The following is a 21,096-nucleotide window of genomic DNA, read 5'->3' as shown; positions in this document are numbered from 1 at the left end:
TGTCGCGCGCGATCTTGCGCGCAGTGGAGGCACACCGATGGAACACATCGAGGTACGTCCGTTCCGACGTGACGACCGTGACCAGCTCACCGCACTCGTGAACGCCCACGTCCAGGCGGTGATCCCGGGCGCGTCCGTGTCGGTGAACACGGTCCTGAGCAGGCTGGAGCGAGAGCCGGGCGAGTACGTCGTCGATCCGTGGGTCGACGAGCGAGTCACCTTGGTGGCGCACGAGCGGGGCCGCGTCGTGGCCGCGGCGCACCTGGTGCGCTACGGCACCGGGTCTGAGGTAGGCGAGTCCTACCGCAACTTCGGTGAGATCCGCTGGCTGGTGTGCTGGCCCGACGCCGTCGAGGCGGGCGACGCCATGGCCGACGCCGCGAAGGCAGTGTTTCGGCGGTTCGGTGTGCGCCGGGTGGTCGCGGACGGTGCCCTCCCGGCCCCCGGAATCGTCGGCGTTCCCGAGCAGTGGCTGCACGTTCGCGGGGTGCTGGACCGCGCCGGCTTCGTCTCGAAGGGCACGACGGAGATCGTGTTGCTCGCCGATGTCGGTCTGCTGGCCGTCCCGGAGCCGCCGCTGGCGGACCTGACGTCGGTCAGGGCGGTGGGCACACGGGGAACCCGGTTCGAGGCGCTACATGCCGAGCGGTCGATCGGATTTCTCGAGATCGACAGCTGCGAGGGTGACCTGGGGCTGGTCGTGCAACGGCGAGGCTGGGCGCAGGTCGCGACCCTGAAGGTCGACGACGCCTACCGGGACCGCGGCATCGATACCTGGCTCCTGGGGCAGGCAGCGGTGTGGCTACGACTGGGACAGATCGACCGTCTGCTGGACTACGCCACCCCGGACGAGCACGATTACCTGCACTTCCTCGAACGAGCAGGTTTCCACCGCCTGACGACAACGATCCGAGACTGGCAGCACCCCACAGCCCCGTAAACCCGCCCCACCCATCGGCGGAGAGGGGGTGGGCGGTCAGGCCGTTGCTGTGGCGGGGGCTTCCTGGGGGGTGGTTCGCCCGGATGGCATGCCGGGCTGCGCGGTACGGGGGTTCGTCACCGCCCACAATGCGGCGGCCGCGGCGGTCACCAGGCATGCGCCAAGGACGTGCAGCGACACCAGTACCTCGGGAACGCCGAGGACGTACTGGACGGCCCCGAGGAGGCCCTGGGCCAGCACCACGGCGACCAGGACCCAGTAGCGCCGGTACACCCGCGCCGAGGCACCGACCGCGCCCAGCAGGAAACCGAAGCCCACGAGAAGGCCGAGGAAACCGATCAGCAGGTCACCGTGCAGCTGGGCCAACGCGGGCACGGGCAGCTCGAGCCGGGGCGTCTTGGCGTCTCCGGCGTGCGGGCCCGCGCTGGTCACCAGCGTCCCGGCGATCAGGACGGCGGAGAGGGTGGCGATGCAGAGCAGGAGCAGCGCGCGAGCGGCACGGGGCAGGACGGGTGCGGTGGGCGTCGGGTCCGGGTCCATGGCGTCGCCCGCGGTGCGTGCGAGCAGGACCGCCACCCACACCAGGACCATCGACACCAGGAAGTGTGGTGCGACCGACCACCAGGACAGCCCCAGGAGCACGGTGATGCCACCGAGCACCGCCTGGGCGGCGACACCACCGAGCATGGCGACGGACAACCGCACCAGGCGCTGTCTGTGTGTCGCGAGCAGCGCGGCGAGCAGACAGGCGATGGTGACGGCCGAGACGACCCCGGTGAGCATTCGGTTGCTGAACTCCACCCACTGGTGCAGTGGAGCGACGTCGAACCGGGAGTCGGGGGTGAGGCTGCCGGGGAAGCAGTTGGGCCACTCCGGGCAGCCGAGACCGGAGCCGGTGACCCTGACGACCGAGCCGGTGACCGCGATACCGGCCTGGGCCACCACCGCCGCGATGCTCAGCACCCGCATCAGGCGGGGTGGCGTGGCGGGAAAGCGGTCCAGGAAGGCGGGGCGGATCACCGGCTCATCGTATAACCACTCATGAGGCGACTACGGCTGGTACCAGCCCAGCGGGCCGTCCACCGTCCAGCCTGCCGCCTTCATGTTGGTGATGTTGGCAGGCACATTCGACAGCGCACGCCACTTGCCGTGGTTGCTGAACCGCATCAGCTGGACCTGGCCCGGCTTCTGCGTGCCGTCGGCGTAACCGAGTACGCCCTCGTCGACGAAGTTGCCGCTGCTGATCTCGCCCGGCGAGATCGACAGCATGTACGACGGCGCGGCCGCCTTCGACCGCAGCCGGTGGATGGCCACGCCGCCCGGCACCGCTGACGGGTGCAGCTTGCCGACGCTGGCCTGCTTGGTGAACTTGTGCTTGCTGACCGCGGTGGCGGCCTCGCCCGGGTTGAGGGTGTAGAAGTACCCGGCGCTACCCGGGGTCTGGAACTCCTGCAACGGCACCACGTCCGAAGCCGGGGCGGACGGGTGGACCGGTGTGGACACCGAGGCGAGTGTCACCGAATCGGCCGTCGCGGTGGCGGGACCGGCGAGCAGGAGACCTGCCGCCATCGCCGCCGCGGCGGAACCGAACAGGAAGCGCCGTACGCTCATCTGAGTCCTCTCTGGATCACACGATGTGACGTGGGGGGAGGTGCTCAGAGGCTATCAACGTCGTTACTGTGCGCTACCGCGGGTTCATACGAGAGTGATGATTCTTCGGATCAACCGGATTGATCAACGAAGGCGGACGAGCTTGGCCGCCGCCGCGCCGGACACGATCGCCCATCCGATCAGTACGAGGATCGGGTGCAGGCCGGGGAAATGGCCGGTCACCAAGGTGTCGCGCAGCCCGTCGGCGAGCGCGCCGGACGGCAGGACCGCCGCGACGGCGCCGATCGGGCCGGGTAGCTGGGCCACCGGGAGCGCGATTCCGCCGCCCATCAACAGGACGAACCAGACGACGTTGGCCGCCGCGAGCACGATCTCGGCGCGGAGCGTGCCGCCCAGCAGGATGCCGAGGCCGCCGAAGGCCGCGCAGCCCAGCAGGATCAGCAGGACCGCCCAGCCGATCCCCGCGGCGGCCGGTCGCCAGCCGATAGCCAGCGCGACCGCGCCGAGCACCACCATCTGGACCACGACGACGCCGAGCAGAGCAGCCAGCCGTCCCGCCACGAGCAACCATCGGGGCAGCGCGGTGGCCGCGAGGCGGCGGATCACTCCGTAGCGGCGGTCGAAGCCCAGCGCGATGGCCTGGCTGGTGAACGCGGTCGACATCACGGCGAGCGCGAGAACGCTCGGCGCGACCATCGCCACGCGAGGTTCCGGCAACGGCACGACGTTGATCACCGTGAGTCCCACCAGCAGCGCGAGCGGGATCAGCAGCGTCAGCAGGACGTGTTCTCCGTGGCGCAGCGCCAACCGCAGCTCGATGCCGGTCTGGGTCCGCAGCATGTGCCACAGGCTGCCCCGGCCCGGCGCCGGGAGGAACGTGCCGGCCGGGAACCTGGTGGGCGAGGTCATGACCGCAGCTCCCGCCCGGTCAGGTCGAGGAAGACGTCCTCCAGGCTGCGCCTGGCCACCCGCACCTCGTCGGCCAGCACACCCTGGTCGGCGCACCACGTCGTGACGGCGGACAGCACGGCAGGGTTCATCTGACCCCGGACCAGGTAGTTCCCGGCGATCGGCTCCTCGGTGAAGTAGCCGGACGGCAGCGCGGCGAGCAACGAGGTCAGGTCCATCCCGGGGCGGGCCCGGAAGCGCAGCTGCTGCTCGCCGCTGTGCGAGGTCAGGGCCTCGGGCGTGCCCCTCGCCACGACCTTGCCCTCATCGATGATCACCACTTGGTCGGCGAGCGCCTCCGCCTCGTCCATCAGGTGTGTGGTGAGCAGCACGGAGACGCCGTCGCGGCGCAGCGCGCCGATCATCTCCCAGACCAGCCGTCTGCTCTGCGGGTCCATCCCGGCGGTGGGCTCGTCGAGGAAGACCAGCTCGGGGCGGCCGATGACGGCGCAGGCGAGCGCCAGCCGCTGCTGCTGCCCGCCGGACAGCCGCTTGAACGGGGTATTCGCGCACGAGGTGAGGCCGAGGACGTCGAGCAGCCAGTCGGCGGGTAGCGGGTGCGCGGAACACGCCGCGATGACCCGCAGCATCTCCGCGACGCGGACGCCCGGGTAGGCGCCGCCGCCCTGGGGCATCACACCGATGCGGGCCCGGATCTTGTCGCCGTCGGTGACCGGGTTGAGCCCGAGCACCCGGACCTCCCCGTCGTCCGGGCGCAGGAAACCCTCGCAGATCTCCACGGTGGTCGTCTTGCCGGCGCCGTTGGGCCCGAGCAAGGTCAGCACGGTCGCCGGCTCGAGACGCAGGTCGATGCCGTTGACCGCGGTCCGGCTGCCGTAACTCTTGACGAGGCCCCGCACGGACAGCGCGGCTTCCGGCGCCGAGGATGCGGGACTCACAGCATCGGATTCTACGGACGAACGCACTACCTTCACCTAACGCGGAATTCGGTGTCGCACCAGGTAGAGCGGCACGAAGAGGATGACGGCCCCGGCCAGGATGGCCATCGGGAGCTGGTAGGCGCGGAACGCCCAGTCGGCGCCGGTCGGCGGGACGAGCAGCGCGACGATCGCGGAACCGGCGACGGACAGTCGTCGGAACCGGATGCGCGCGGTCGAGGCGGCCAGCGGGATGGCGGCCCACAGCAGGTACCAGGGGTGGACGGTGGGGCTGAGCAGGACGACCGCACCGAGGCCGCAGCCGGCGCCGGTGATCGGGTCGATTCGACCGCGAAGGGTCCCGATCAGCAGCCACACGCAGATGAGACCCGCGACGACGCCGCCCAACACCCTGGTGAGCGTCAGGATCGACATCGTGTGGTCGCCCATACCGGCAAGGATGCCGACCTGACCGCCCACCACGCCCAGATCTGTGCTCACCGACACCCAACTACGGATGAGGGTCGGGATGTCCAACGTGTTGATCCAGCCGAACCCGAGACCTGTGCCGTAGGCGACCGCGAGCATCACCGCGCCGGACACGCCGAGCATGGCCAGCCCGACCTTGACGACGTCACCGATGCGTCCGCCGCGCTCCTTCGCTATCCACATGCCCAGGAACCCGAGCGCGAGGATCGCGGGGAGCTTGATGTTGCAGCTCAGGGTGATGAGGATCGTGCCGAGCAGCCAGGACCGGGACAGCCCGATCTCCAGGCCGGCGAGCATCAGGCCGAGCATCAGCGACTCGTTGTGCACGCCGCTGAACAGGTGGAACAGGACCAGCGGGTTGGCGACGCCGAGCCACAACGCCGACCGGGGGTCGAGACCCAGGCGGGACGACAGCTTGGGCAGCGCCCACCAGATCGCCGCGATGCCGCAGATCGCCAGCATGCGGTGGGCGAAGATGCCGAGCACGACGTCGTTGCCGGTCAGCGCGGTGATCCCGCGGCCGAGCCAGAGGAAGAGGGAGCCGTAGGGCGCGGGTGTCGGGCGCCAGATGGTCGGGATGCTGCGGGTGAGCGGGTCGTCGATGCCCAGCGCGTCGGCGGGTCCGTATACGTACGGGTCGAGGCCGTGTTCGGCGATCGCGGACTGCGCGAGGTAGCTGTAGACGTCCTTGCTGAACATCGGCGGTGCCACCAGCAGCGGCAGCGCCCACAGGACCATGGTCCTGCTGATGAATCCCTTGGCGAGCGGAGTGCCGCCGTTCTGGTCGCGCTTGAGCAGCCGGCCGAGCCAGAGCCAGCCGAGGACGACCATCGCCATGCCGGCGTAGGTGATCGCGACCGAGACCGTGGCGTTGCGCGCGGGCAGCCCGAGGAGCCGCAACCCGGAGACGGGGTTCGGGACGGGTAACGCACCCGCTCCGAGCGAACCGATCGCCATCAGCAGCGAGCCGGTCATCCCGAACCGGCGCACCGCGCGCGCGTAGGGATTGGGAGCCGGAAGGCCTCTTGTCGCCGGGATACGGGCAGCGTCCCGGGGGGTGCTCAGTTCGGGCGCAGCCATGGCAAGAAAGGGTATGGCAGTGCCGTGAGCGGACCCTGATCGGGTAGCGCCAGAACTGTGTTCAGTGCGTTAACGGATGTCCCCGCTGGCCAGCAAGTGTCTTGGCATGGGCGGGCGGTATCAACCCCCGGCTTCGCCGGCCTCGCGGTCGTGCCTGGTGCAGTTCGTTCGGGGGCGAGGGTTCCGGGTTGACGCCACCCACCCACGCCAAGAGCAGGCCAGGATCGCGGGGAAGGGGCAGTTTGCGGCGCCAAAGGCGGCCCCGGCTGCGCCGCGACCAACGGAGTGCAGGCGTCCCTCGGCGGACACAGCCGCCCGGGAGGGGTCGTCTGAGTCCACTTCGCAGAGCTTCGTGTCGCGTCGCAGATACTGCAGCGTCTGCGACGCAACGTGAAGCTCTGCGACGTGATGCTCGAAGGTCTGCAAGGTCGGCAAAAGCTGGCTCCGCGAGTCGCCCGGAGGGCGTTCCGCCGAAGGCGGGTTTTGGTCCCCGACGGCGCAGAGGCGGAGCCGATTTCGTCTTTTTCGGAGGTAGGGGCCCCGGAGCTTGCGGAGGGGTCCCTGGCTACGAAAACGCGAGAGCGCCCTGGAGGGGCTGGAGAAGATGGGCGTTCCGCCGAAGGCGGGTTTTGGTCCCCGACGGCGCAGAGGCGGAGCCGATTTCGTCTTTTTCGGAGGTAGGGGCTCCGGAGCTTGCGGAGGGGTCCCTGGCTACGAAAACGCGAGGGCGCCTTGGAGGGGCTGGAAAACCAGTGAGCCGGGTCACCCTCGCAGAGTCCGACTTGGACGTGGGAGCTGAAATAGGCAACACTAGTGTTGTGAAAACCACCGGAACGCTTCCGACGACGGCACACGTGCCGGCGCCGAGCTCCGGCGTGCGTGCCGGGGGCGACACCGCGAAGGCGGCTGCCGGCGGTTCGCACAGCGACGGCGGTACCCGCGTCGCGGTCGCCAGGCTGCTGCTGGAACGCGGCCCGGTCACTGCTGTCGATGTGGCCGCCGAGCTGGCGCTCAGCGCGCCGGCGGTGCGCAGGCACCTGGACGCACTGTTGGCGGACGGCGAGGCGACGACCCGCGAGGCGCCGCGCCGCGGCAATCGCGGTCGGGGCCGTCCGGCGCGGCTGTACCTGCTGACCGAAGCCGGTCGGGTGCGGTTCGGGCACGGCTATGACGATCTCGCGGTCGCCGCATTGCGCTACCTGGCCGAGACCGGCGGACCGAACGCGGTGCGCACCTTCGCGGACCGGCGGGCGTCCGAGCTGGTCGAGCGCTACCGCGACGGGATCCTGGCGAACGGGACGGTCACGGGGCGGGTCGGTGCACTGGCCGACGCGCTGTCGGCGCAGGGCTACGCCGCGGCGGCTCGGCGGGCGGGCAACCTCGAGCAGCTGTGCCAGCATCACTGTCCGGTCGCGCACGTCGCGGCCGAGTTCCCGCAGCTGTGCGAGGCGGAGACGACCGCGTTCGCCGATCTGCTTGGCACGCACGTGCAACGCCTTGCCACCATTGCCCGCGGCGACGCCGCGTGCACCACACACGTCCCGCTCGGTGTTCCCGATCGCGGCCCAGCCGACGACTCAGTCGGCGGACCGCGCACCGAGCGGAGCGATACCACCACGACATCCCGAAAGGGAGGCAGCGAGTATGACCACCGCTCCTGAGCGGACGGCCACACCTGAGACGTTGACCCAGGAGGAGACCCTCGCCTCCTTGGGGAAGTACGCCTTCGGATGGGCAGACTCCGACGAAGCCGGCACCAACGCCAGGCGGGGCCTCTCCACGGAGGTCGTCGCCGACATCTCCGCGAAGAAGAGCGAGCCGGAGTGGATGCTGGAGAGCCGTCTCAAGGCTCTCAAACTCTTCGACCGCAAGCCGATGCCGCAGTGGGGTTCCGACCTGTCCGGCATCGACTTCGACAACATCAAGTACTTCGTGCGGTCGACCGAGAAGCAGGCGGCCACCTGGGACGACCTGCCGGCGGACATCAAGAACACCTACGACAAGCTGGGCATCCCGGAAGCGGAGAAGGCCAGGCTCGTCTCGGGTGTCGCCGCGCAGTACGAGTCCGAGGTCGTCTACCACCAGATCCGTGAGGACCTGGAGGAACAGGGCGTCATCTTCCTGGACACCGACACCGCGCTGAAGACGCACCCGGAGCTGTTCCAGGAGTACTACGGCTCGGTCATCCCGCACGGTGACAACAAGTTCTCCGCGCTGAACGGCGCCGTGTGGTCCGGCGGCTCGTTCATCTACGTGCCGAAGGGTGTGCACGTCGACATCCCGCTGCAGGCCTACTTCCGGATCAACACCGAGAACATGGGCCAGTTCGAGCGGACGCTGATCATCGTCGACGAAGACGCCTACGTGCACTACGTCGAGGGCTGTACCGCGCCGATCTACTCCTCCGACTCGCTGCACTCGGCGGTCGTGGAGATCGTGGTGAAGAAGGGTGGCCGCTGCCGCTACACCACGATCCAGAACTGGTCGAACAACGTGTACAACCTGGTGACCAAGCGCGCCAAGGCGGAAGAGGGCGCGACCATGGAGTGGGTCGACGGCAACATCGGCTCCAAGGTCACCATGAAGTACCCGGCCGTCATGCTGATGGGCGAGTACGCCAAGGGTGAGGTGCTCTCCATCGCGTTCGCCGGTGAGGGCCAGCACCAGGACGCGGGCGCGAAGATGACGCACATGGCGCCGCACACCAGCTCGACGATCATCTCGAAGTCGGTCGCGCGCGGCGGCGGACGTACGTCCTACCGCGGTCTCGTCCGGGTCAACCCGAGGGCGCACCACTCGCGTTCGACGGTGAAGTGCGACGCGCTGCTGGTCGACACGATCAGCCGCAGCGATACCTACCCGTACGTCGACATCCGTACCGACGACGTGACGATGGGCCACGAGGCCACCGTGTCCAAGGTCAGCGAGGACCAGCTCTTCTACCTGATGAGCCGTGGTCTGACCGAGGACGAGGCGATGGCCATGGTGGTGCGCGGCTTCGTCGAGCCGATCGCCCGTGAGCTGCCGATGGAGTACGCACTCGAGCTCAACCGACTGATCGAGCTGCAGATGGAGGGTTCGGTCGGATGACTGAGGTTGCAGGATTGGCTCCGGAACTCGCCGGGGCCAAGGAAGGGTCAGGCGTCATCCCGATCGCTTCGGCGGGGGAGCGTTTCACGTCGTACGACCTGGCTGCGTTCGAAGTACCCAGTGGGCGCGAGGAGAACTGGCGTTTCACGCCGATGCGCCGGCTGCGCGGGCTGCACGACGGCACCGCCGTCATCGACGGTGACGCCGACATCCAGGTCGACGGTGCCTCCGACGGCGTGACCGTCGAGGCGGTGCCGAACTCCGACCGGCGCATCGGTGTCGCGGGTGCGCCCGCCGACCGGGTTGCCGCGCTGGCGTGGGCCGAGGCCCCGCCCGCGACGGTGCTCACGATCGCCGGCCAGCCGGAACCGGTCACCGTCACGGTGACCGGGCCGGGCGCGGGCAAGACCGCGCTGGCCCATCTGCAGGTGCGCACCGAGACCCACGCCGAAGCGGTCGTCGTCCTCGACTACCGGGGTTCGGGCACGGTCGCGGACAACGTCGAGCTGGTGCTCGCCGACGCCTCGAAGCTGACCCTCGTCGTGGTCGACGACTGGGCGAACGACGGCGTGCACGTGGGCGCCCAGCACATCCTGGTCGGCAGGGACGCGACGCTGCGCGCCACCACGGTGAGCCTCGGTGGCGATCTGGTCCGGATCAGCCCGACGGTGAAGTACGCCGGTCCCGGCGGCGACGCCGAGCTGGCCGGCCTGAGCTTCGCCGACGACGGCCAGCACCTCGAGCACCGGCTGCTGGTCGACCACGCGGTGCCGCACTGCAAGTCGAACGTGGTCTACAAGACCGCACTGCAGGGCGACAACGCGCGCACCGTGTGGATCGGCGACGTGCTGATCCGCGCCGCCGCCGAGGGCACCGAGACGTTCGAGCTCAACCGCAACCTGCTGCTCACCCCGGGTGCGCGCGCCGACTCGGTGCCTAACCTGGAGATCGAGACCGGTGAGATCGCCGGTGCCGGACACGCCAGCGCGACCGGCCGGTTCGACGACGAGCAGCTGTTCTACCTGCGGTCCCGAGGCATCCCGGAGTCGGTCGCGCGCCGCCTGGTCGTGCGCGGATTCTTCAACGAGATCATCAACCGGATCTCGGTGCCCGCGGTCCGTGAGCGGCTGGAAGCAGCCGTCGAGGAAGAACTGGCCGCGATCGAGAGCTGATGCTGAGTACAGCATCGTTCTCTCCCACCACACACAATTCTTGGAGCACGAACACTGATGGCCACTCTGGAGATCAAGGACCTGCACGTCGACGTGCGTGCGGGGGCCGACACGGAGTCGAAGGAAATCCTGCGCGGGGTCGACCTGACCGTCCGGTCCGGCGAGACGCACGCGATCATGGGCCCCAACGGCTCCGGCAAGTCGACGCTCGCCTACGCGATCGCCGGCCACCCCAAGTACGAGGTCACCTCCGGTGAGGTGCTGCTGGACGGGCAGGACGTCCTGTCGCTCAGCGTGGACGAGCGCGCCCGCGCCGGCCTGTTCCTCGCCATGCAGTACCCGGTCGAGGTGCCCGGAGTGTCCACCTCGAACTTCCTGCGCAGCGCGGCGACCGCGGTGCGCGGCGAGGCACCCAAGCTGCGGCACTGGGTCAAAGAGGTCAAGCAGGCGATGTCCGACCTGGAGATCGACCCGGCCTTCGCCGAGCGCAGTGTGAACGAGGGCTTCTCCGGCGGTGAGAAGAAGCGCCAGGAGGTGCTTCAGATGTCGCTGCTGCAGCCGAAGTTCGCCGTGCTCGACGAGACCGACTCCGGCCTCGACGTGGACGCGCTGCGGATCGTCTCCGACGGCGTCAACCGCTACCGGGCCTCCGGTGACGTGGGCGTTCTGCTGATCACGCACTACACCCGCATCCTGAAGCACATCACGCCGGACGTCGTACACGTCTTCGCCGGTGGCCGAGTCGTGACCTCGGGCGGCGCGGAGCTGGCCGACGAGCTGGAAGAGCACGGCTACGTGCGGTTCACCGACGCCGCCGCGTCGGCCCAGTAGCCGGACCCACGGGCACAGGGGAGTGCTTCAGATGAGCGAATTGGACGTCGGCAAGATACGGGCCGATTTCCCGATCCTGTCGCGCACCGTGCGGGACGACAAGCCGCTGGTGTACCTCGACTCGGGAGCGACCTCCCAGCGGCCACGCCAGGTGCTGGACGCCGAACGGGCCTTCCTGGAACAGCACAACGCCGCGGTCCACCGGGGCGCGCACCAGCTTGCCGAGGAGGCGACCGACGCCTACGAGGCGGCGCGCGCCCGCATCGCGCGGTTCGTCGGTGCCGAGCCGGGTGAGCTGGTGTACGTCAAGAACGCGACCGAGGGCATCAACCTGGTCGCGTACGCGATGGGCAACGCGAGTGTCGGTTTCGGGCCGGACGACCCGTCCGCGAGGTTCGCGCTCGGGCCGGGCGACGAGATCGTCATCACCGAGATGGAGCACCACGCCAACCTGGTGCCCTGGCAGGAGCTCTGCCGGCGCACCGGTGCGACGCTGCGGTGGTTCTCGGTGACCGAGGACGGTCGGCTGGACCTGGACTCGGACCCGATCACCGAGCGGACCAAGCTCGTCGCGTTCGCGCACCAGTCCAACGTGCTCGGCACGATCAACCCGGTCGCCGAGCTGGTCCGCAGGGCACGCGCGGCCGGCGCGCTGGTACTGCTGGACGCGTGTCAGTCGGTGCCGCACGGGCCGGTCAACTTCTCCGAGCTCGACGTCGACTTCGCGGTGTTCTCCGGGCACAAGATGCTCGGACCGTCCGGTGTCGGCGTGCTGTACGGGCGCGAGGAGCTGCTCGCGGTCATGCCGCCCTTCCTGACCGGTGGCTCGATGATCGAGCTCGTCCGGATGGAGGGCTCCAGCTACGCACCGCCGCCTCAGCGGTTCGAGGCGGGTGTCCCGATGACCTCACAGGCCGTCGGTCTCGCCGCCGCCGTGGACTACCTCAGCTCGATCGGGATGGACACGGTCGCCGAGCACGAACGCCAGCTGACCGCCGCCGCGCTGGACGGGCTCGGCGCGATCGACGGTGTCCGGATCATCGGCCCGACCGACACGACCGACCGGGGTGGTGCCGTGTCGTTCGTCGTCGACGGCGTCCACGCGCACGACGTCGGCCAGGTGCTCGACGACCGGGGTATCGCGGTCCGGGTCGGCCACCACTGCGCGTGGCCGTTGCACCGCAACTTCAAGGTCGCCGCGACCGTCCGGGCGAGTTTCGCCGTGTACAACACGCTCGACGAGGTGGAGGCGCTGATCCAGGGCGTCCGTGCGGCGCAGGACTTCTTCGGTGTCACACCGTCCTCGGTGGGCGCCGCTGGCGGTGCCGGCTGACATGCAGCTGAACCAGATGTACCAGGAGATCATCCTGGACCATTACCGCAACCCGCATGGCGCGGGTCTGCGGGAGCCGTTCGATGCCGAGTCCTTCCAGGTCAATCCGACCTGCGGCGACGAGATCACCCTCCGCGTGGCGATCAAGAAGGACTCCGAGGGCGAGGACGTCGTCGCCGACGTGTCCTACGACGCGCTGGGCTGCTCGATCAGCCAGGCCGCCGCGTCGGTGCTCACCGATCTAGTGGTCGGGCGCGGTGTCACGGAATCGATGCGGACACTGGATGCGTTCCAGGAGATGGTGCAGAGTCGAGGCACCGTCGAACCGGATGAGGACGTGCTGGGCGACGGCGTCGCCTTCGCCGGGGTGGCCAAGTACCCGGCGAGGGTGAAATGCGCGCTGCTCGGCTGGATGGCGTTCAAGGACGCGGTCGTCCGGGTGACCGATGGAGCCGGCTCGCCGGGAACGAACGGAGTGAAGCAATGACTGACGCACAGACCGACACCACACCGACCGCCGACGACACCGAGGTGGTGCGCGGCGCCGCCGGCATGCCGGAACCACCGAAGACGTCGGGCAAGGTACCGAGCCTCGACGAGCTCGAAGAGGCGATGCGCGATGTCGTCGACCCCGAGCTGGGCATCAACGTCGTCGATCTCGGCCTGGTCTACGACATCCGGGTCGACGAGAGCCGGGTCGCCCTGGTGGACATGACGCTCACGTCGGCGGCCTGTCCGCTGACCGACGTGATCGAGGACCAGACCCGGTCCGCTCTGATCAACTCGCCGGGTGGCGGTCTGGTCGACGACGTCAAGATCAACTGGGTCTGGATGCCGCCGTGGGGTCCCGACAAGATCACCGAGGACGGCCGCGAGCAGCTGCGAGCACTCGGGTTCACCGTCTGATCATCAGAAGTTCATCTGCAGCGCCCGGTGCGATCGCGCCGGGCGCTGTTGCGTGCCTACACGCCCGAACGGGTGATATGGATGGCTCTCAACCAAATCCGCGGAATATGACGTAGGCCTTCGACGGGGTCGCTGCTAGCGTCATAGTCCGTTAGCGGTACTACTTCCGTACTACTCACGGCGCGTCGCCCTTGTCGTGGCGCCGTGGCTCCTCGCGGTTTACCTCTCCCTCATCCTCGTGGACACCGTTAGGTCCACCTTAAGAAGGAGATGGATCGGTCCGTGAGAGGGACGACCTCATCGCCTTCACAGGGCAGGCTCAGTTACTGAGCGACTGGTGTCGCTCAATGATTGAGGGGGTAGTTGCTGTGTTCGTCGCGAAGATTCCGCCCGAAGGCGCCAGCCTGCCGTTGGGTGGACAAAGTGTCACTCTCACACCAGATCTGGGCGGGCTGCTGGCCGGCGCGCCCGGTGCCGACGTCGAGCTGCCGTGCAGTAGCGAAAGCGCTGACCTGTGGTTCGCCGAGCGTCCCGACCAGCTCGGTCGGGCTCAGGCGCTGTGCCGCGAGTGCCCGATCAAGAGGCAGTGCTTGGACGGTGCGCTGAATCGACGTGAGCCCTGGGGCGTCTGGGGTGGAGAGATCTTCGAGCGCGGGCGGGTCATCCCGTTCAAACGCGGTCGGGGTCGTCCTACGAAGATTCAGGAGTCGACTGTCGCCTGATGTCCGAGTTCCTGGCGCGGGTCAGGCCCCATGACTGGAGATGCCGGTATCCACGCACCGCGAGCGGACGACGCACGCGGACGTGGAACCGGCTGTCGTTCTCCAGCACCGCGGCCAGGTTGCGGTCGACCAGGATACGGCCGGGCCGCGCGTTGGTGGTGAGTCGGGCGGCGATGTTGACCACTTCGCCGTAGACGTCGCCGAACCGGCTGGTCACCGGCCCGACGGCAAGCCCGATGCGGAGTTCGGGCAACGTCGGGGACTCGGCGAGCCGTTCGAGCAGGGTCAGCGCGATCTCGGCGCCATCCGCCGGCTGGTCGGCGACGAACAGCACCTCGTCGCCGACCGTCTTGACCACCCTTCCGTGGCCGTGCGCGACGACGTCGGAGGTCACGTTCTGGAACTCCTCGATGAGCGCGCTCAGCTCGGCCGGGCTCAGCTGCCGGGACGCCCTGGTGAAACCGACCATGTCGGCGAAGCCGATGACCAGCTCGCGGGTGTCGGACTGACCCGGCATGCCGGTCAGCAGCCTGCCCGCCGCGGCGGCGAGGTGACGCCGCCACACGTAGGTCTGCATCTCTTTCAGCAGCGGCAGTACCTCGTCGCCGATGTCGATGATCTGGCGAGCAGTGAGATCGTTGTGCCCGTAGTCGACGAGCTGGTAGATCATGTCGATCTGCCAGTTGGCCAGGCCGGCCATGGCCAGGCCCACCGACCGCGCCACGGTCTCCTCGAGACCGTCGGGCACCAACCCGTCCGCGCGCAGCTCCATGAGGTTGCGCAATGCCGTGAGGTCTCCGTCGGTGAAGACCTTGTCGTCGTCGCCGACCTCGGCGAAGCCGAGTGACCGCCAGATTCGGGTGGCGTAGTCCGCCTCGATGCCGGTGGTGGCGACGAGGTCGGTGCGTGAGTACTTGCGTGGCCCGCCCAGGATGAGCGCCTCGGCCTGTTGGTACAGGTCGTCCTGGGCGGGCGCGGTCCGTGTGGACCTACCGGGGAGCAGTCTTCCGAGCGTGCTCAGCCAACTCCGGTCCCGGGCTGGATCTTCTGTGGTCATGCGGTCAGCCGGTACCGGTGCCTTCCCCAGACGCTCTCAGGTGGTGTGCACGATCAGAACGTCCACGCCGGCACGGCGCGCGACGCTCTGCGGTACCGACCCCAGGATGCGTCCGGTGAGGGTGTTCAGCCCGACGTTGCCGACCACCAGCAGGTCAGCGCTCGAGTCGGCGACGGCCTGGTCCAGCACGTCGACCGGGGGGCCCTGCAGCGCGGTGGTCTCGACCTTGGTCGCACCGCCGGAACGGGCACGGTCTGCGGCGTCACGCAGGACGCTCTCGGCGGGAGCGGAACCGACGATCTGGTAGGCGTCGGACTTGAGAGCGTCGGATGCGGCCTTGACCTCTTCCTTGCTCGCCGGCTCGTATGCGGTCACGATCACCAGCTCCGCGCCGCTGTCGCCGGCGAGGGCGGCCGCGCGGTCCACCGCGAGCATCGACGTGTCGGAGCCATCGGTACCGACAAGGATCTTCTTGTATGAGCCCATCTGAGCCCTCCTTCTCTGCGGAATTGCGCCGAACGCTACTCCATGCTGCTCCGTTCGTACGAACGGGGAGGCGCGCTGACCAGCAAGGATGACCCAATCAGGCGAAGTCTGAGAGTCCAGTCAGTTGTGCTGAACAACGAGCACATCGCGCCCGCCGTCCCGAGTGGGTCGTCCCGGCCACTGAGATAGTCGCGTTGCCGCCGTGCCGGCAGCCTGAAGAATCCTTCGAAGAACCGCGGCACCTGCTCGGCCGGTAACCGCAGGAGGCACTCGAGGCCGCGGCGGCGCAGGGCGTGCGTGGCTCGGGCGCCCGGGGGCCACAGCACCCGTCGTGCGGCGTCCGCGTCGAGGTTCTCAGCCAGTGCGTCGGCCACCCTCGGTGCCAGGGTCAACGCCGTGGCCAGCTGATATCCCGTCGCGGGATGGGTGAGCGGCGCGGCGGCGCCGAAGCCGAGCACGCCCGGCGTCCGGTGCGGCAAGACGTCCAGCGGGAACCGGACCAGCTCCCGGTCGGCGTCCTCCGAAGGCCGGATGCCGTGGTGGGCGAGCCGCGCGTGCAATCTGGCGGTCAGCTCGTCGAAGCCCAGGCCGGGGCGGCGGGCGAGCGAGGTCTCCTCCAGTAACACCCGGTCGCGCCCGAGCGGGACCGCGTAGAGGAAGGTCGGCCAGCCGGCCGGGGCGCCGGGTACCGCGCGCCAGTCCATGAACAGTGCCTCACCGGGCTGGACCAGGCCCTCGGCGACCTCGGTGGCCACGATGACGCCGACCGCGGTCTGCTCGGCCTGGACCCTAAGGCGCTGTCGCTGTGCGAGCGGCTGGCTACCGCCACCCGCGTCGATCACCACCCGCGCCTCCGGCAGCGAGGCGCGCTCGGCCAGCCCCCGCACGACCGGCACCGAGGCCGCGTCGAGACGGGCGTCCAGGTACTCGCGCAGCGCCGTCACGTTCAACACGGTGTAGTCGCGTCCCAGATCGTGCTCGGTGGCCGCGATCGCCCGCCCCCGCACCTGTGCGGCGATCACCTCGGAGGGCAGGCCGCCCGGCAACTCGTCGAACCAGGCGCCGTACGTCGCGCGCCACGTGCGACCGGGGGAGATGTCCAGCACCCGGGTCCGCAGTCCGCGCTCACCGCAGCAGGCGGCCACAGCCCGTCCGGCGGGCCCACCCCCCACAACGAGCACATCAAGCATCTCGAAACTCTCTCCGCGAGGTCGGCCTTTCATGATCACCACCGCGTGGTGGCTGTTCTGCGGCCCGGAAACTGCCACCACGCGGTGGTGATCATGAAACCGTGGTCCGGTGATCTACCCCAGGGAGCCGGTGGACAGAACCCCGCCGTCCACCCGGACCGTCTCGCCGGTGATCCACGACGCCGCGTCCGACACCAGGAAACCGACCAGACGGGCGACGTCCTCGGGCGTGCCGAGCCGCTTCATCGGGTAGGCGTTGGCCACCTGCTCCTCGCGGTCGGTGTACAGCGCAGCGGCGAACTTGGTCTTCACCACGGCGGGGGCCACGGCGTTGACCCGGATCTTCGGTCCGAGCTGCCAGGCCAGCTCCTCGGTGAGCCGGATGAGCGCGGCCTTCGCCGAACCGTAGGCGGCGATGACCCCGGTGGAGCGCAGACCGGCGGTCGAGGCGAGGTTGACGACGGCACCTCCGTGCTCGCCCATCCACGCCTTGTACGCCTCCTGCAGGAACCCCAGACCCGCGACGACGTTGATGTCGAAAATCTTGCGGACGCCGTCGAGGTCGGCCTCCATCAGCGCGCCGTACACGGGGTTCGCCCCGGCGTTGTTGACCAGGATGTCGAGGCTGCCGAACCGCTCCACGGTCGTGGCCACGGTCTCGTGCCGCGAGGTCGCGTCGCCCACGTTGCTCTGCAGCGCCAGCACCCGCTTGTCGCCGTCGGGAGCGCCCGCGGCCAGCTGCTCGGCCGCGGCGGTGAGTTCCTCGGGCTTGCGTGCGGTGATGGTGACCGCCGCACCCCGGGCGAGCAGCTCGGCGGCGATGGCGTAGCCGATGCCGCGGCTGCCGCCGGTGACGATCGCCGTGCGGCCGGTCAGATCGGACAGTTCGGAGGTTGTTGACGTGACGTCGCTCATGGGCTCCGAGCCTAATCGGCTGGTAACCGTCCCCTACAATGGATGTGTGGTCCGGACGAGCTGAGCCGCCTGGATGCCCGCCAGTCACGGTTGGCGGGCCGCGCAGCCCTGCCCGCCACCTTGTTTGGGAGTCTCTTTTTCATGATCACTGCAACCGATCTCGAGTTGCGTGCCGGTGCACGCATCCTGGTCGCGGATGCCAACCTGCGCATCGCCCCCGGCGACCGCATCGGTCTGGTCGGGCGTAACGGCGCGGGCAAGACGACCACGATGCGCGTGCTGGCGGGCGAGGGGCAGCCCTACGGCGGTTCGGTCGGGGCGACCAGCGCGGTGGGCTACCTGCCGCAGGACCCGCGTGAGGGTGACCTCTCGGTGACCGCGAAGGACCGTGTTCTCTCCGCGCGGGGGCTCGACGAGCTGCTGCGCGAGATGGAGAAGGCGCAGACCGCGATGGCCGAGCTCGTGGACGGCGCCCAGCGGGAGCGTGCGGTGCGTGAGTACGGCCGCATCGAAGAGCGTTTCGCCGCGCTGGGCGGCTACGCGGCGGAGAGCGAAGCGGCGCGTATCTGCGCGCACCTCGGTCTGCCGGACCGCGTTCTGGAGCAGACCCTGTCGACCCTGTCGGGTGGTCAGCGGCGCCGGGTCGAGCTGTCCCGGATCCTGTACGCGGCCAGCGACGCGGGCGCGGGCGGCCGGTCCGCGACCACGCTGCTGCTCGACGAGCCGACGAACCACCTGGACGCCGACTCGATCAACTGGCTTCGTTCGTTCCTGCAGCGCCACGAGGGCGGTCTCGTGGTGATCAGCCACGACACCGATCTGCTGGACGCCGTGGTTAACAAGGTCTGGTACCTGGACACGACCCGCAGCGAGATCGACGGCTACAACCTGTCCTGGAAGCGGTACCTGGAAGCACGCGCCACGGACGAGAAGCGCCGTCGCCGGGAGCGGGCCAACGCGGAGAAGAAGGCGGCGGCACTCAACCTGCAGGCCGCCAAGATGGGCGCCAAGGCGACCAAGGCGGTCGCCGCCAAGAACATGGCTCGCCGCGCGGACACGCTGCTGGCGGGCCTGGAGCCGACGCGGCAGAACGAGAAGGTCGCGAAGATCCGGTTCCCCGAGCCGGCTCCGTGTGGCCGTACACCGTTGACCGCCGAGGGCCTCGCCAAGTCGTACGGCTCGCTGGAGATCTTCGCCGGCGTCGACCTCGCGGTGGACCGGGGCAGCCGGGTGGTCGTGCTCGGGCTCAACGGCGCAGGCAAGACGACGCTGCTGCGGTTGCTGGCCGGCACCGAGCAGCCGGACAGTGGAGAGGTCATTCCCGGGCACGGGTTGAAGCTCGGGTACTACGCCCAGGAGCACGACACGCTCGATCTGGAGTCCTCCGTGTGGGACTGCATCCGGCACGCCGCTCCGGACACCCCCGAGCAGCGGCTGCGGACCCTGCTCGGTGCCTTCCTGTTCTCCGGTGAGCAGCTGAAGCAGCAGGCGGGCACACTCTCCGGCGGTGAGAAGACCAGGTTGGCCCTGGCCGGACTGGTGAGCTCGGCGGCCAACGTGCTGCTGCTGGACGAGCCGACGAACAACCTGGATCCGATCAGCCGCGAGCAGGTGCTCGACGCTCTTCGGCGGTACGAGGGCGCCGTCGTCCTGGTGACCCACGATCCCGGTGCGGCCCGCGCCCTGAACCCCGAGCGGGTGATCGTTCTTCCCGACGGCACGGAGGACCACTGGTCCGCCGAGTACCTGGAACTGGTCGATCTCGCGTAGATCAAGTGGTCAGCAGTACGTGATCACCCGAACGCGCACAATGATCACCCAGACGCGGAAGCCATTCGGCCGAACCGTTCGCCGATCTCTGTGTCGATCTCCTGGCGTTGATCGGGTTCGGTAGATCATGATGGCGCCACCAGGGGATTTCGCTCAGAAGTCCTGCTATCGGCGAAGGAGGGCCGACCGCGTGGCCGACCTGAAGAAGGGTGCCCGCATCACCGGGACCCAACGTGACAAGTTAGCGACCGACCTGAAGAAGAAGTACGAGAAGGGCGCCAGTATCCGGGCGCTCGCGGAACAGACCGGCCGGTCCTACGGTTTCGTGCACCGGGTCCTCAGTGAGACCGGGGTGACGCTCCGGGGTCGCGGAGGCGCGACTCGGACGAAGAAGAAGTAGCTTCCTCTTCGTTCGAGGGCGGGGCGGAAACGACCGGCTGGACCGGGCCGGGCTGACCGAGTGGGTCATGCCCTCCGTGAACAGTCGTGTCGGTTCGCGCCACCACCACACCGTGCGGAGTCGGAGTTCTTTTCTCTCCCGTGGTTGTTGCTTGACAAAGCAATGTGGTTTCTGGTTCGTGGCGAACTGGGAGAACACGCGCCGGCACGGGGAGTTTCACCGATTCCGTCATTGAGCATGACCGCGATGTGCTACCACTGTGCTCCGTCATAGTGGGGAGTCGCACTACCGGGGGGACTCATGCTCTACCTGTACTTCAGCATGGCCGTGTTCATTCTGTGGATCTTCTGTCTCGTCGACGTCCTCACCACGGCCGAGAGCGACTGCCGCAACCTGCCGAGGATTGCCTGGCTCGTCATCGTGTTCCTCTTCATGCTGGTCGGCTCGGTATGCTGGCTCGCATTCGGCCGGCCGAATCGCGGTGCCGGTCACGTCATCGGTCGTCTCCGAACCGCGTCGGTCCACGAGCGCCGGGCACCGGAGTTTCCGGAGTACGACCGGCCGGGCCGGTTCTCCTCCGAGAACCCGGAGTCGGACGCCGAGTTCCTGCGTCGTTGCCGGGAACGCGCCGAGGAGCAGCGTCGAAAGGCGCGGGAGAACGACGCATAGCGCACCCGCTCGCCGTTCCTGTCGACGGACGTCGCCTATTTGCGGACGCTGTTCTCCACGACGTCCAGAACCGCGCGCAGATCGTCGGCGGGAAGCCCCATCGCCAAATGGGAGACGAGGCCCTCGAAGGCCAGTTCCAGATATCGGGTCAGCACACCGACCGGGACGTCGGGACGCACCACACCCGCCTCGCGCTGACGCTCAAGGCGGCCTCGGATCGCATCCGTCAGCTGCCCCGCCTGCTGCTCCCAGTCCGCGCGGAACTTCTCGTCCGTACGCAGTCTGCGAGACACCTCCAGCCGGGTGCCCAACCAGCTGATGCCGGTGCCGCCGGTGGCCGCGTCGGCGAGCACGTCACGCATGACCTGGACCATGCCCTGCTCGGCGACGACCTGGGCCATCCGCCGGGCATCCTGGTGGGCCAGCTCGAGGAACAGTGAGTCCTTGTCGCGGAAGTGGTGGAAGATCGCGCCCCGGGACAACCCGGTCGCCTCCTCCAGCCTGCGGACCGTCGCTCCTTCGTAGCCGAACCGGCTGAAGCAGGCCCGGGCGCCGTCCAGGATCTGCTCGCGGCGAGCGGCCAGGTGGCCTGCACTGACGCGGGGCATG

22 protein-coding genes are annotated in these 21,096 nt (G+C 68.9%); 12 read left to right on the top strand and 10 right to left on the bottom strand.

The genetic code is table 11. The annotated features are described in order from the left end of the window. Nucleotides 1-37 precede the first annotated feature (37 nt). Complete coding sequence (locus G406_RS0100435) at nucleotides 38-940, top strand: GNAT family N-acetyltransferase (protein ID WP_028932241.1); 903 nt, start codon at nucleotides 38-40, stop codon at nucleotides 938-940. A 36-nt stretch (nucleotides 941-976) separates the two neighbouring features. Here the strand turns inward: G406_RS0100435 and G406_RS43845 are convergent, their stop codons facing one another. From G406_RS43845 to mptB, 5 genes are all read right to left on the bottom strand, one after another. Beyond that, a complete protein-coding gene (locus tag G406_RS43845) occupies nucleotides 977-1,960 on the bottom strand; it encodes a COX15/CtaA family protein (protein ID WP_245606963.1) in 984 nt (327 codons plus the stop codon). A gap of 30 nt (nucleotides 1,961-1,990) precedes the next feature. After that, entirely contained in the window at nucleotides 1,991-2,551 is a 561-nt protein-coding gene (locus tag G406_RS0100425) for a hypothetical protein (RefSeq protein WP_028932240.1), read from the bottom strand. Between the two features lie 123 nt (nucleotides 2,552-2,674). Further along, nucleotides 2,675-3,460, bottom strand: coding sequence for an ABC transporter permease (locus G406_RS0100420; protein WP_028932239.1), 786 nt, complete (start codon nucleotides 3,458-3,460; stop codon nucleotides 2,675-2,677). Beyond that, complete coding sequence (locus G406_RS0100415) at nucleotides 3,457-4,398, bottom strand: ABC transporter ATP-binding protein (protein WP_028932238.1); 942 nt, start codon at nucleotides 4,396-4,398, stop codon at nucleotides 3,457-3,459. Before G406_RS0100415 ends, G406_RS0100420 begins: the two co-directional genes overlap by 4 nt. Nucleotides 4,399-4,434: 36 nt before the next feature. Beyond that, on the bottom strand, nucleotides 4,435-5,946 hold the full coding sequence (gene mptB / locus G406_RS43840) for a polyprenol phosphomannose-dependent alpha 1,6 mannosyltransferase MptB (protein WP_084215670.1): 1,512 nt from the start codon (nucleotides 5,944-5,946) through the stop codon (nucleotides 4,435-4,437). A gap of 818 nt (nucleotides 5,947-6,764) precedes the next feature. Between mptB and G406_RS43835 the strand changes: the two genes are divergently transcribed. The 8 genes from G406_RS43835 (at nucleotide 6,765) to G406_RS55350 (ending at nucleotide 14,000) form a co-directional block, all read left to right on the top strand. Further along, nucleotides 6,765-7,607 carry a helix-turn-helix transcriptional regulator gene (locus G406_RS43835; protein ID WP_425414551.1) on the top strand — a complete coding sequence of 281 codons (843 nt, stop codon included), beginning with the start codon at nucleotides 6,765-6,767 and terminating at the stop codon, nucleotides 7,605-7,607. Then, nucleotides 7,591-9,036: a Fe-S cluster assembly protein SufB gene (gene sufB / locus G406_RS0100400; RefSeq protein ID WP_028932237.1), complete on the top strand. Its 1,446-nt coding sequence runs from the start codon at nucleotides 7,591-7,593 to the stop codon at nucleotides 9,034-9,036. The genes G406_RS43835 and sufB overlap by 17 nt, the downstream gene beginning before the upstream one ends. After that, nucleotides 9,033-10,208 (top strand): Fe-S cluster assembly protein SufD, encoded by a 1,176-nt coding sequence (gene sufD / locus G406_RS0100395; protein ID WP_028932236.1) that lies wholly within the window; start codon nucleotides 9,033-9,035, stop codon nucleotides 10,206-10,208. Before sufB ends, sufD begins: the two co-directional genes overlap by 4 nt. Nucleotides 10,209-10,265: 57 nt before the next feature. Beyond that, a complete protein-coding gene (gene sufC / locus G406_RS0100390; RefSeq protein WP_028932235.1) occupies nucleotides 10,266-11,039 on the top strand; it encodes a Fe-S cluster assembly ATPase SufC in 774 nt (257 codons plus the stop codon). A 31-nt stretch (nucleotides 11,040-11,070) separates the two neighbouring features. Beyond that, nucleotides 11,071-12,372 carry a cysteine desulfurase gene (locus G406_RS43830; protein WP_051341246.1) on the top strand — a complete coding sequence of 434 codons (1,302 nt, stop codon included), beginning with the start codon at nucleotides 11,071-11,073 and terminating at the stop codon, nucleotides 12,370-12,372. Nucleotide 12,373: 1 nt separating this feature from the next. After that, a complete protein-coding gene (sufU, locus tag G406_RS0100380; RefSeq protein WP_028932234.1) occupies nucleotides 12,374-12,859 on the top strand; it encodes a Fe-S cluster assembly sulfur transfer protein SufU in 486 nt (161 codons plus the stop codon). Continuing rightward, on the top strand, nucleotides 12,856-13,278 hold the full coding sequence (locus tag G406_RS0100375; protein WP_028932233.1) for a metal-sulfur cluster assembly factor: 423 nt from the start codon (nucleotides 12,856-12,858) through the stop codon (nucleotides 13,276-13,278). Before sufU ends, G406_RS0100375 begins: the two co-directional genes overlap by 4 nt. A gap of 347 nt (nucleotides 13,279-13,625) precedes the next feature. Next, nucleotides 13,626-14,000 carry a WhiB family transcriptional regulator gene (locus G406_RS55350; protein ID WP_084215669.1) on the top strand — a complete coding sequence of 125 codons (375 nt, stop codon included), beginning with the start codon at nucleotides 13,626-13,628 and terminating at the stop codon, nucleotides 13,998-14,000. On the opposite strand, the gene G406_RS43825 is transcribed toward G406_RS55350, so the two are convergent. The 4 genes from G406_RS43825 to G406_RS0100355 all read right to left on the bottom strand — a co-directional run bounded on the left by G406_RS43825 (nucleotide 13,969) and on the right by G406_RS0100355 (nucleotide 17,648). Beyond that, nucleotides 13,969-15,057 carry an adenylate/guanylate cyclase domain-containing protein gene (locus G406_RS43825; protein WP_084215668.1) on the bottom strand — a complete coding sequence of 363 codons (1,089 nt, stop codon included), beginning with the start codon at nucleotides 15,055-15,057 and terminating at the stop codon, nucleotides 13,969-13,971. The genes G406_RS55350 and G406_RS43825 overlap by 32 nt on opposite strands. 36 nt (nucleotides 15,058-15,093) lie before the next feature. Continuing rightward, entirely contained in the window at nucleotides 15,094-15,543 is a 450-nt protein-coding gene (locus tag G406_RS0100365) for a universal stress protein (protein ID WP_028932232.1), read from the bottom strand. Nucleotides 15,544-15,578: 35 nt separating this feature from the next. After that, nucleotides 15,579-16,733: a lycopene cyclase family protein gene (locus tag G406_RS0100360; protein ID WP_028932231.1), complete on the bottom strand. Its 1,155-nt coding sequence runs from the start codon at nucleotides 16,731-16,733 to the stop codon at nucleotides 15,579-15,581. Between the two features lie 114 nt (nucleotides 16,734-16,847). Next, entirely contained in the window at nucleotides 16,848-17,648 is an 801-nt protein-coding gene (locus tag G406_RS0100355) for an SDR family oxidoreductase (RefSeq protein WP_037074560.1), read from the bottom strand. Nucleotides 17,649-17,789: 141 nt separating this feature from the next. On the opposite strand from G406_RS0100355, the gene G406_RS0100350 reads away from it, so the two are divergent. The 3 genes from G406_RS0100350 (at nucleotide 17,790) to G406_RS0100340 (ending at nucleotide 20,487) form a co-directional block, all read left to right on the top strand. Then, on the top strand, nucleotides 17,790-19,418 hold the full coding sequence (locus G406_RS0100350) for an ABC-F family ATP-binding cassette domain-containing protein (protein WP_028932229.1): 1,629 nt from the start codon (nucleotides 17,790-17,792) through the stop codon (nucleotides 19,416-19,418). A 190-nt stretch (nucleotides 19,419-19,608) separates the two neighbouring features. Then, the gene (locus G406_RS0100345) at nucleotides 19,609-19,818 is read left to right on the top strand and encodes a helix-turn-helix domain-containing protein (RefSeq protein ID WP_028932228.1); all 210 of its coding nucleotides are present in this window, start codon (nucleotides 19,609-19,611) and stop codon (nucleotides 19,816-19,818) included. A gap of 300 nt (nucleotides 19,819-20,118) precedes the next feature. Continuing rightward, nucleotides 20,119-20,487 (top strand): PLD nuclease N-terminal domain-containing protein, encoded by a 369-nt coding sequence (locus G406_RS0100340; protein ID WP_028932227.1) that lies wholly within the window; start codon nucleotides 20,119-20,121, stop codon nucleotides 20,485-20,487. A 35-nt stretch (nucleotides 20,488-20,522) separates the two neighbouring features. On the opposite strand, the gene G406_RS0100335 is transcribed toward G406_RS0100340, so the two are convergent. Further along, nucleotides 20,523-21,095, bottom strand: a complete 573-nt coding sequence (locus G406_RS0100335; protein ID WP_028932226.1) for a TetR/AcrR family transcriptional regulator — start codon at nucleotides 21,093-21,095, stop codon at nucleotides 20,523-20,525. Nucleotide 21,096 lies beyond the last annotated feature (1 nt).

The sequence above is a fragment of the Actinospineispora spinosispora DSM 44797 genome, from assembly GCF_000429025.1.
GTDB classification, from domain to species: domain Bacteria; phylum Actinomycetota; class Actinomycetes; order Mycobacteriales; family Pseudonocardiaceae; genus Pseudonocardia; species Pseudonocardia spinosispora.
This window is presented reverse-complemented; position numbering and strand designations above follow the sequence as displayed.

Bases quoted from the DNA above. Each gene is read 5' to 3' on its own strand.
- G406_RS0100435 (WP_028932241.1), top strand. From the start codon at position 38: ATGGAACACATCGAGGTACGTCCGTTCCGACGTGACGACCGTGACCAG.
- G406_RS0100425 (WP_028932240.1), bottom strand. From the start codon at position 2,551: ATGAGCGTACGGCGCTTCCTGTTCGGTTCCGCCGCGGCGGCGATGGCG.
- G406_RS0100420 (WP_028932239.1), bottom strand. From the start codon at position 3,460: ATGACCTCGCCCACCAGGTTCCCGGCCGGCACGTTCCTCCCGGCGCCG.
- mptB (WP_084215670.1), bottom strand. From the start codon at position 5,946: ATGGCTGCGCCCGAACTGAGCACCCCCCGGGACGCTGCCCGTATCCCG.
- sufB (WP_028932237.1), top strand. From the start codon at position 7,591: ATGACCACCGCTCCTGAGCGGACGGCCACACCTGAGACGTTGACCCAG.
- sufD (WP_028932236.1), top strand. From the start codon at position 9,033: ATGACTGAGGTTGCAGGATTGGCTCCGGAACTCGCCGGGGCCAAGGAA.
- sufC (WP_028932235.1), top strand. From the start codon at position 10,266: ATGGCCACTCTGGAGATCAAGGACCTGCACGTCGACGTGCGTGCGGGG.
- G406_RS43830 (WP_051341246.1), top strand. From the start codon at position 11,071: ATGAGCGAATTGGACGTCGGCAAGATACGGGCCGATTTCCCGATCCTG.
- sufU (WP_028932234.1), top strand. From the start codon at position 12,374: ATGCAGCTGAACCAGATGTACCAGGAGATCATCCTGGACCATTACCGC.
- G406_RS0100375 (WP_028932233.1), top strand. From the start codon at position 12,856: ATGACTGACGCACAGACCGACACCACACCGACCGCCGACGACACCGAG.
- G406_RS55350 (WP_084215669.1), top strand. From the start codon at position 13,626: ATGATTGAGGGGGTAGTTGCTGTGTTCGTCGCGAAGATTCCGCCCGAA.
- G406_RS43825 (WP_084215668.1), bottom strand. From the start codon at position 15,057: ATGACCACAGAAGATCCAGCCCGGGACCGGAGTTGGCTGAGCACGCTC.
- G406_RS0100365 (WP_028932232.1), bottom strand. From the start codon at position 15,543: ATGGGCTCATACAAGAAGATCCTTGTCGGTACCGATGGCTCCGACACG.
- G406_RS0100360 (WP_028932231.1), bottom strand. From the start codon at position 16,733: ATGCTTGATGTGCTCGTTGTGGGGGGTGGGCCCGCCGGACGGGCTGTG.
- G406_RS0100355 (WP_037074560.1), bottom strand. From the start codon at position 17,648: ATGAGCGACGTCACGTCAACAACCTCCGAACTGTCCGATCTGACCGGC.
- G406_RS0100350 (WP_028932229.1), top strand. From the start codon at position 17,790: ATGATCACTGCAACCGATCTCGAGTTGCGTGCCGGTGCACGCATCCTG.
- G406_RS0100340 (WP_028932227.1), top strand. From the start codon at position 20,119: ATGCTCTACCTGTACTTCAGCATGGCCGTGTTCATTCTGTGGATCTTC.
- G406_RS0100335 (WP_028932226.1), bottom strand. From the start codon at position 21,095: ATGCCCCGCGTCAGTGCAGGCCACCTGGCCGCTCGCCGCGAGCAGATC.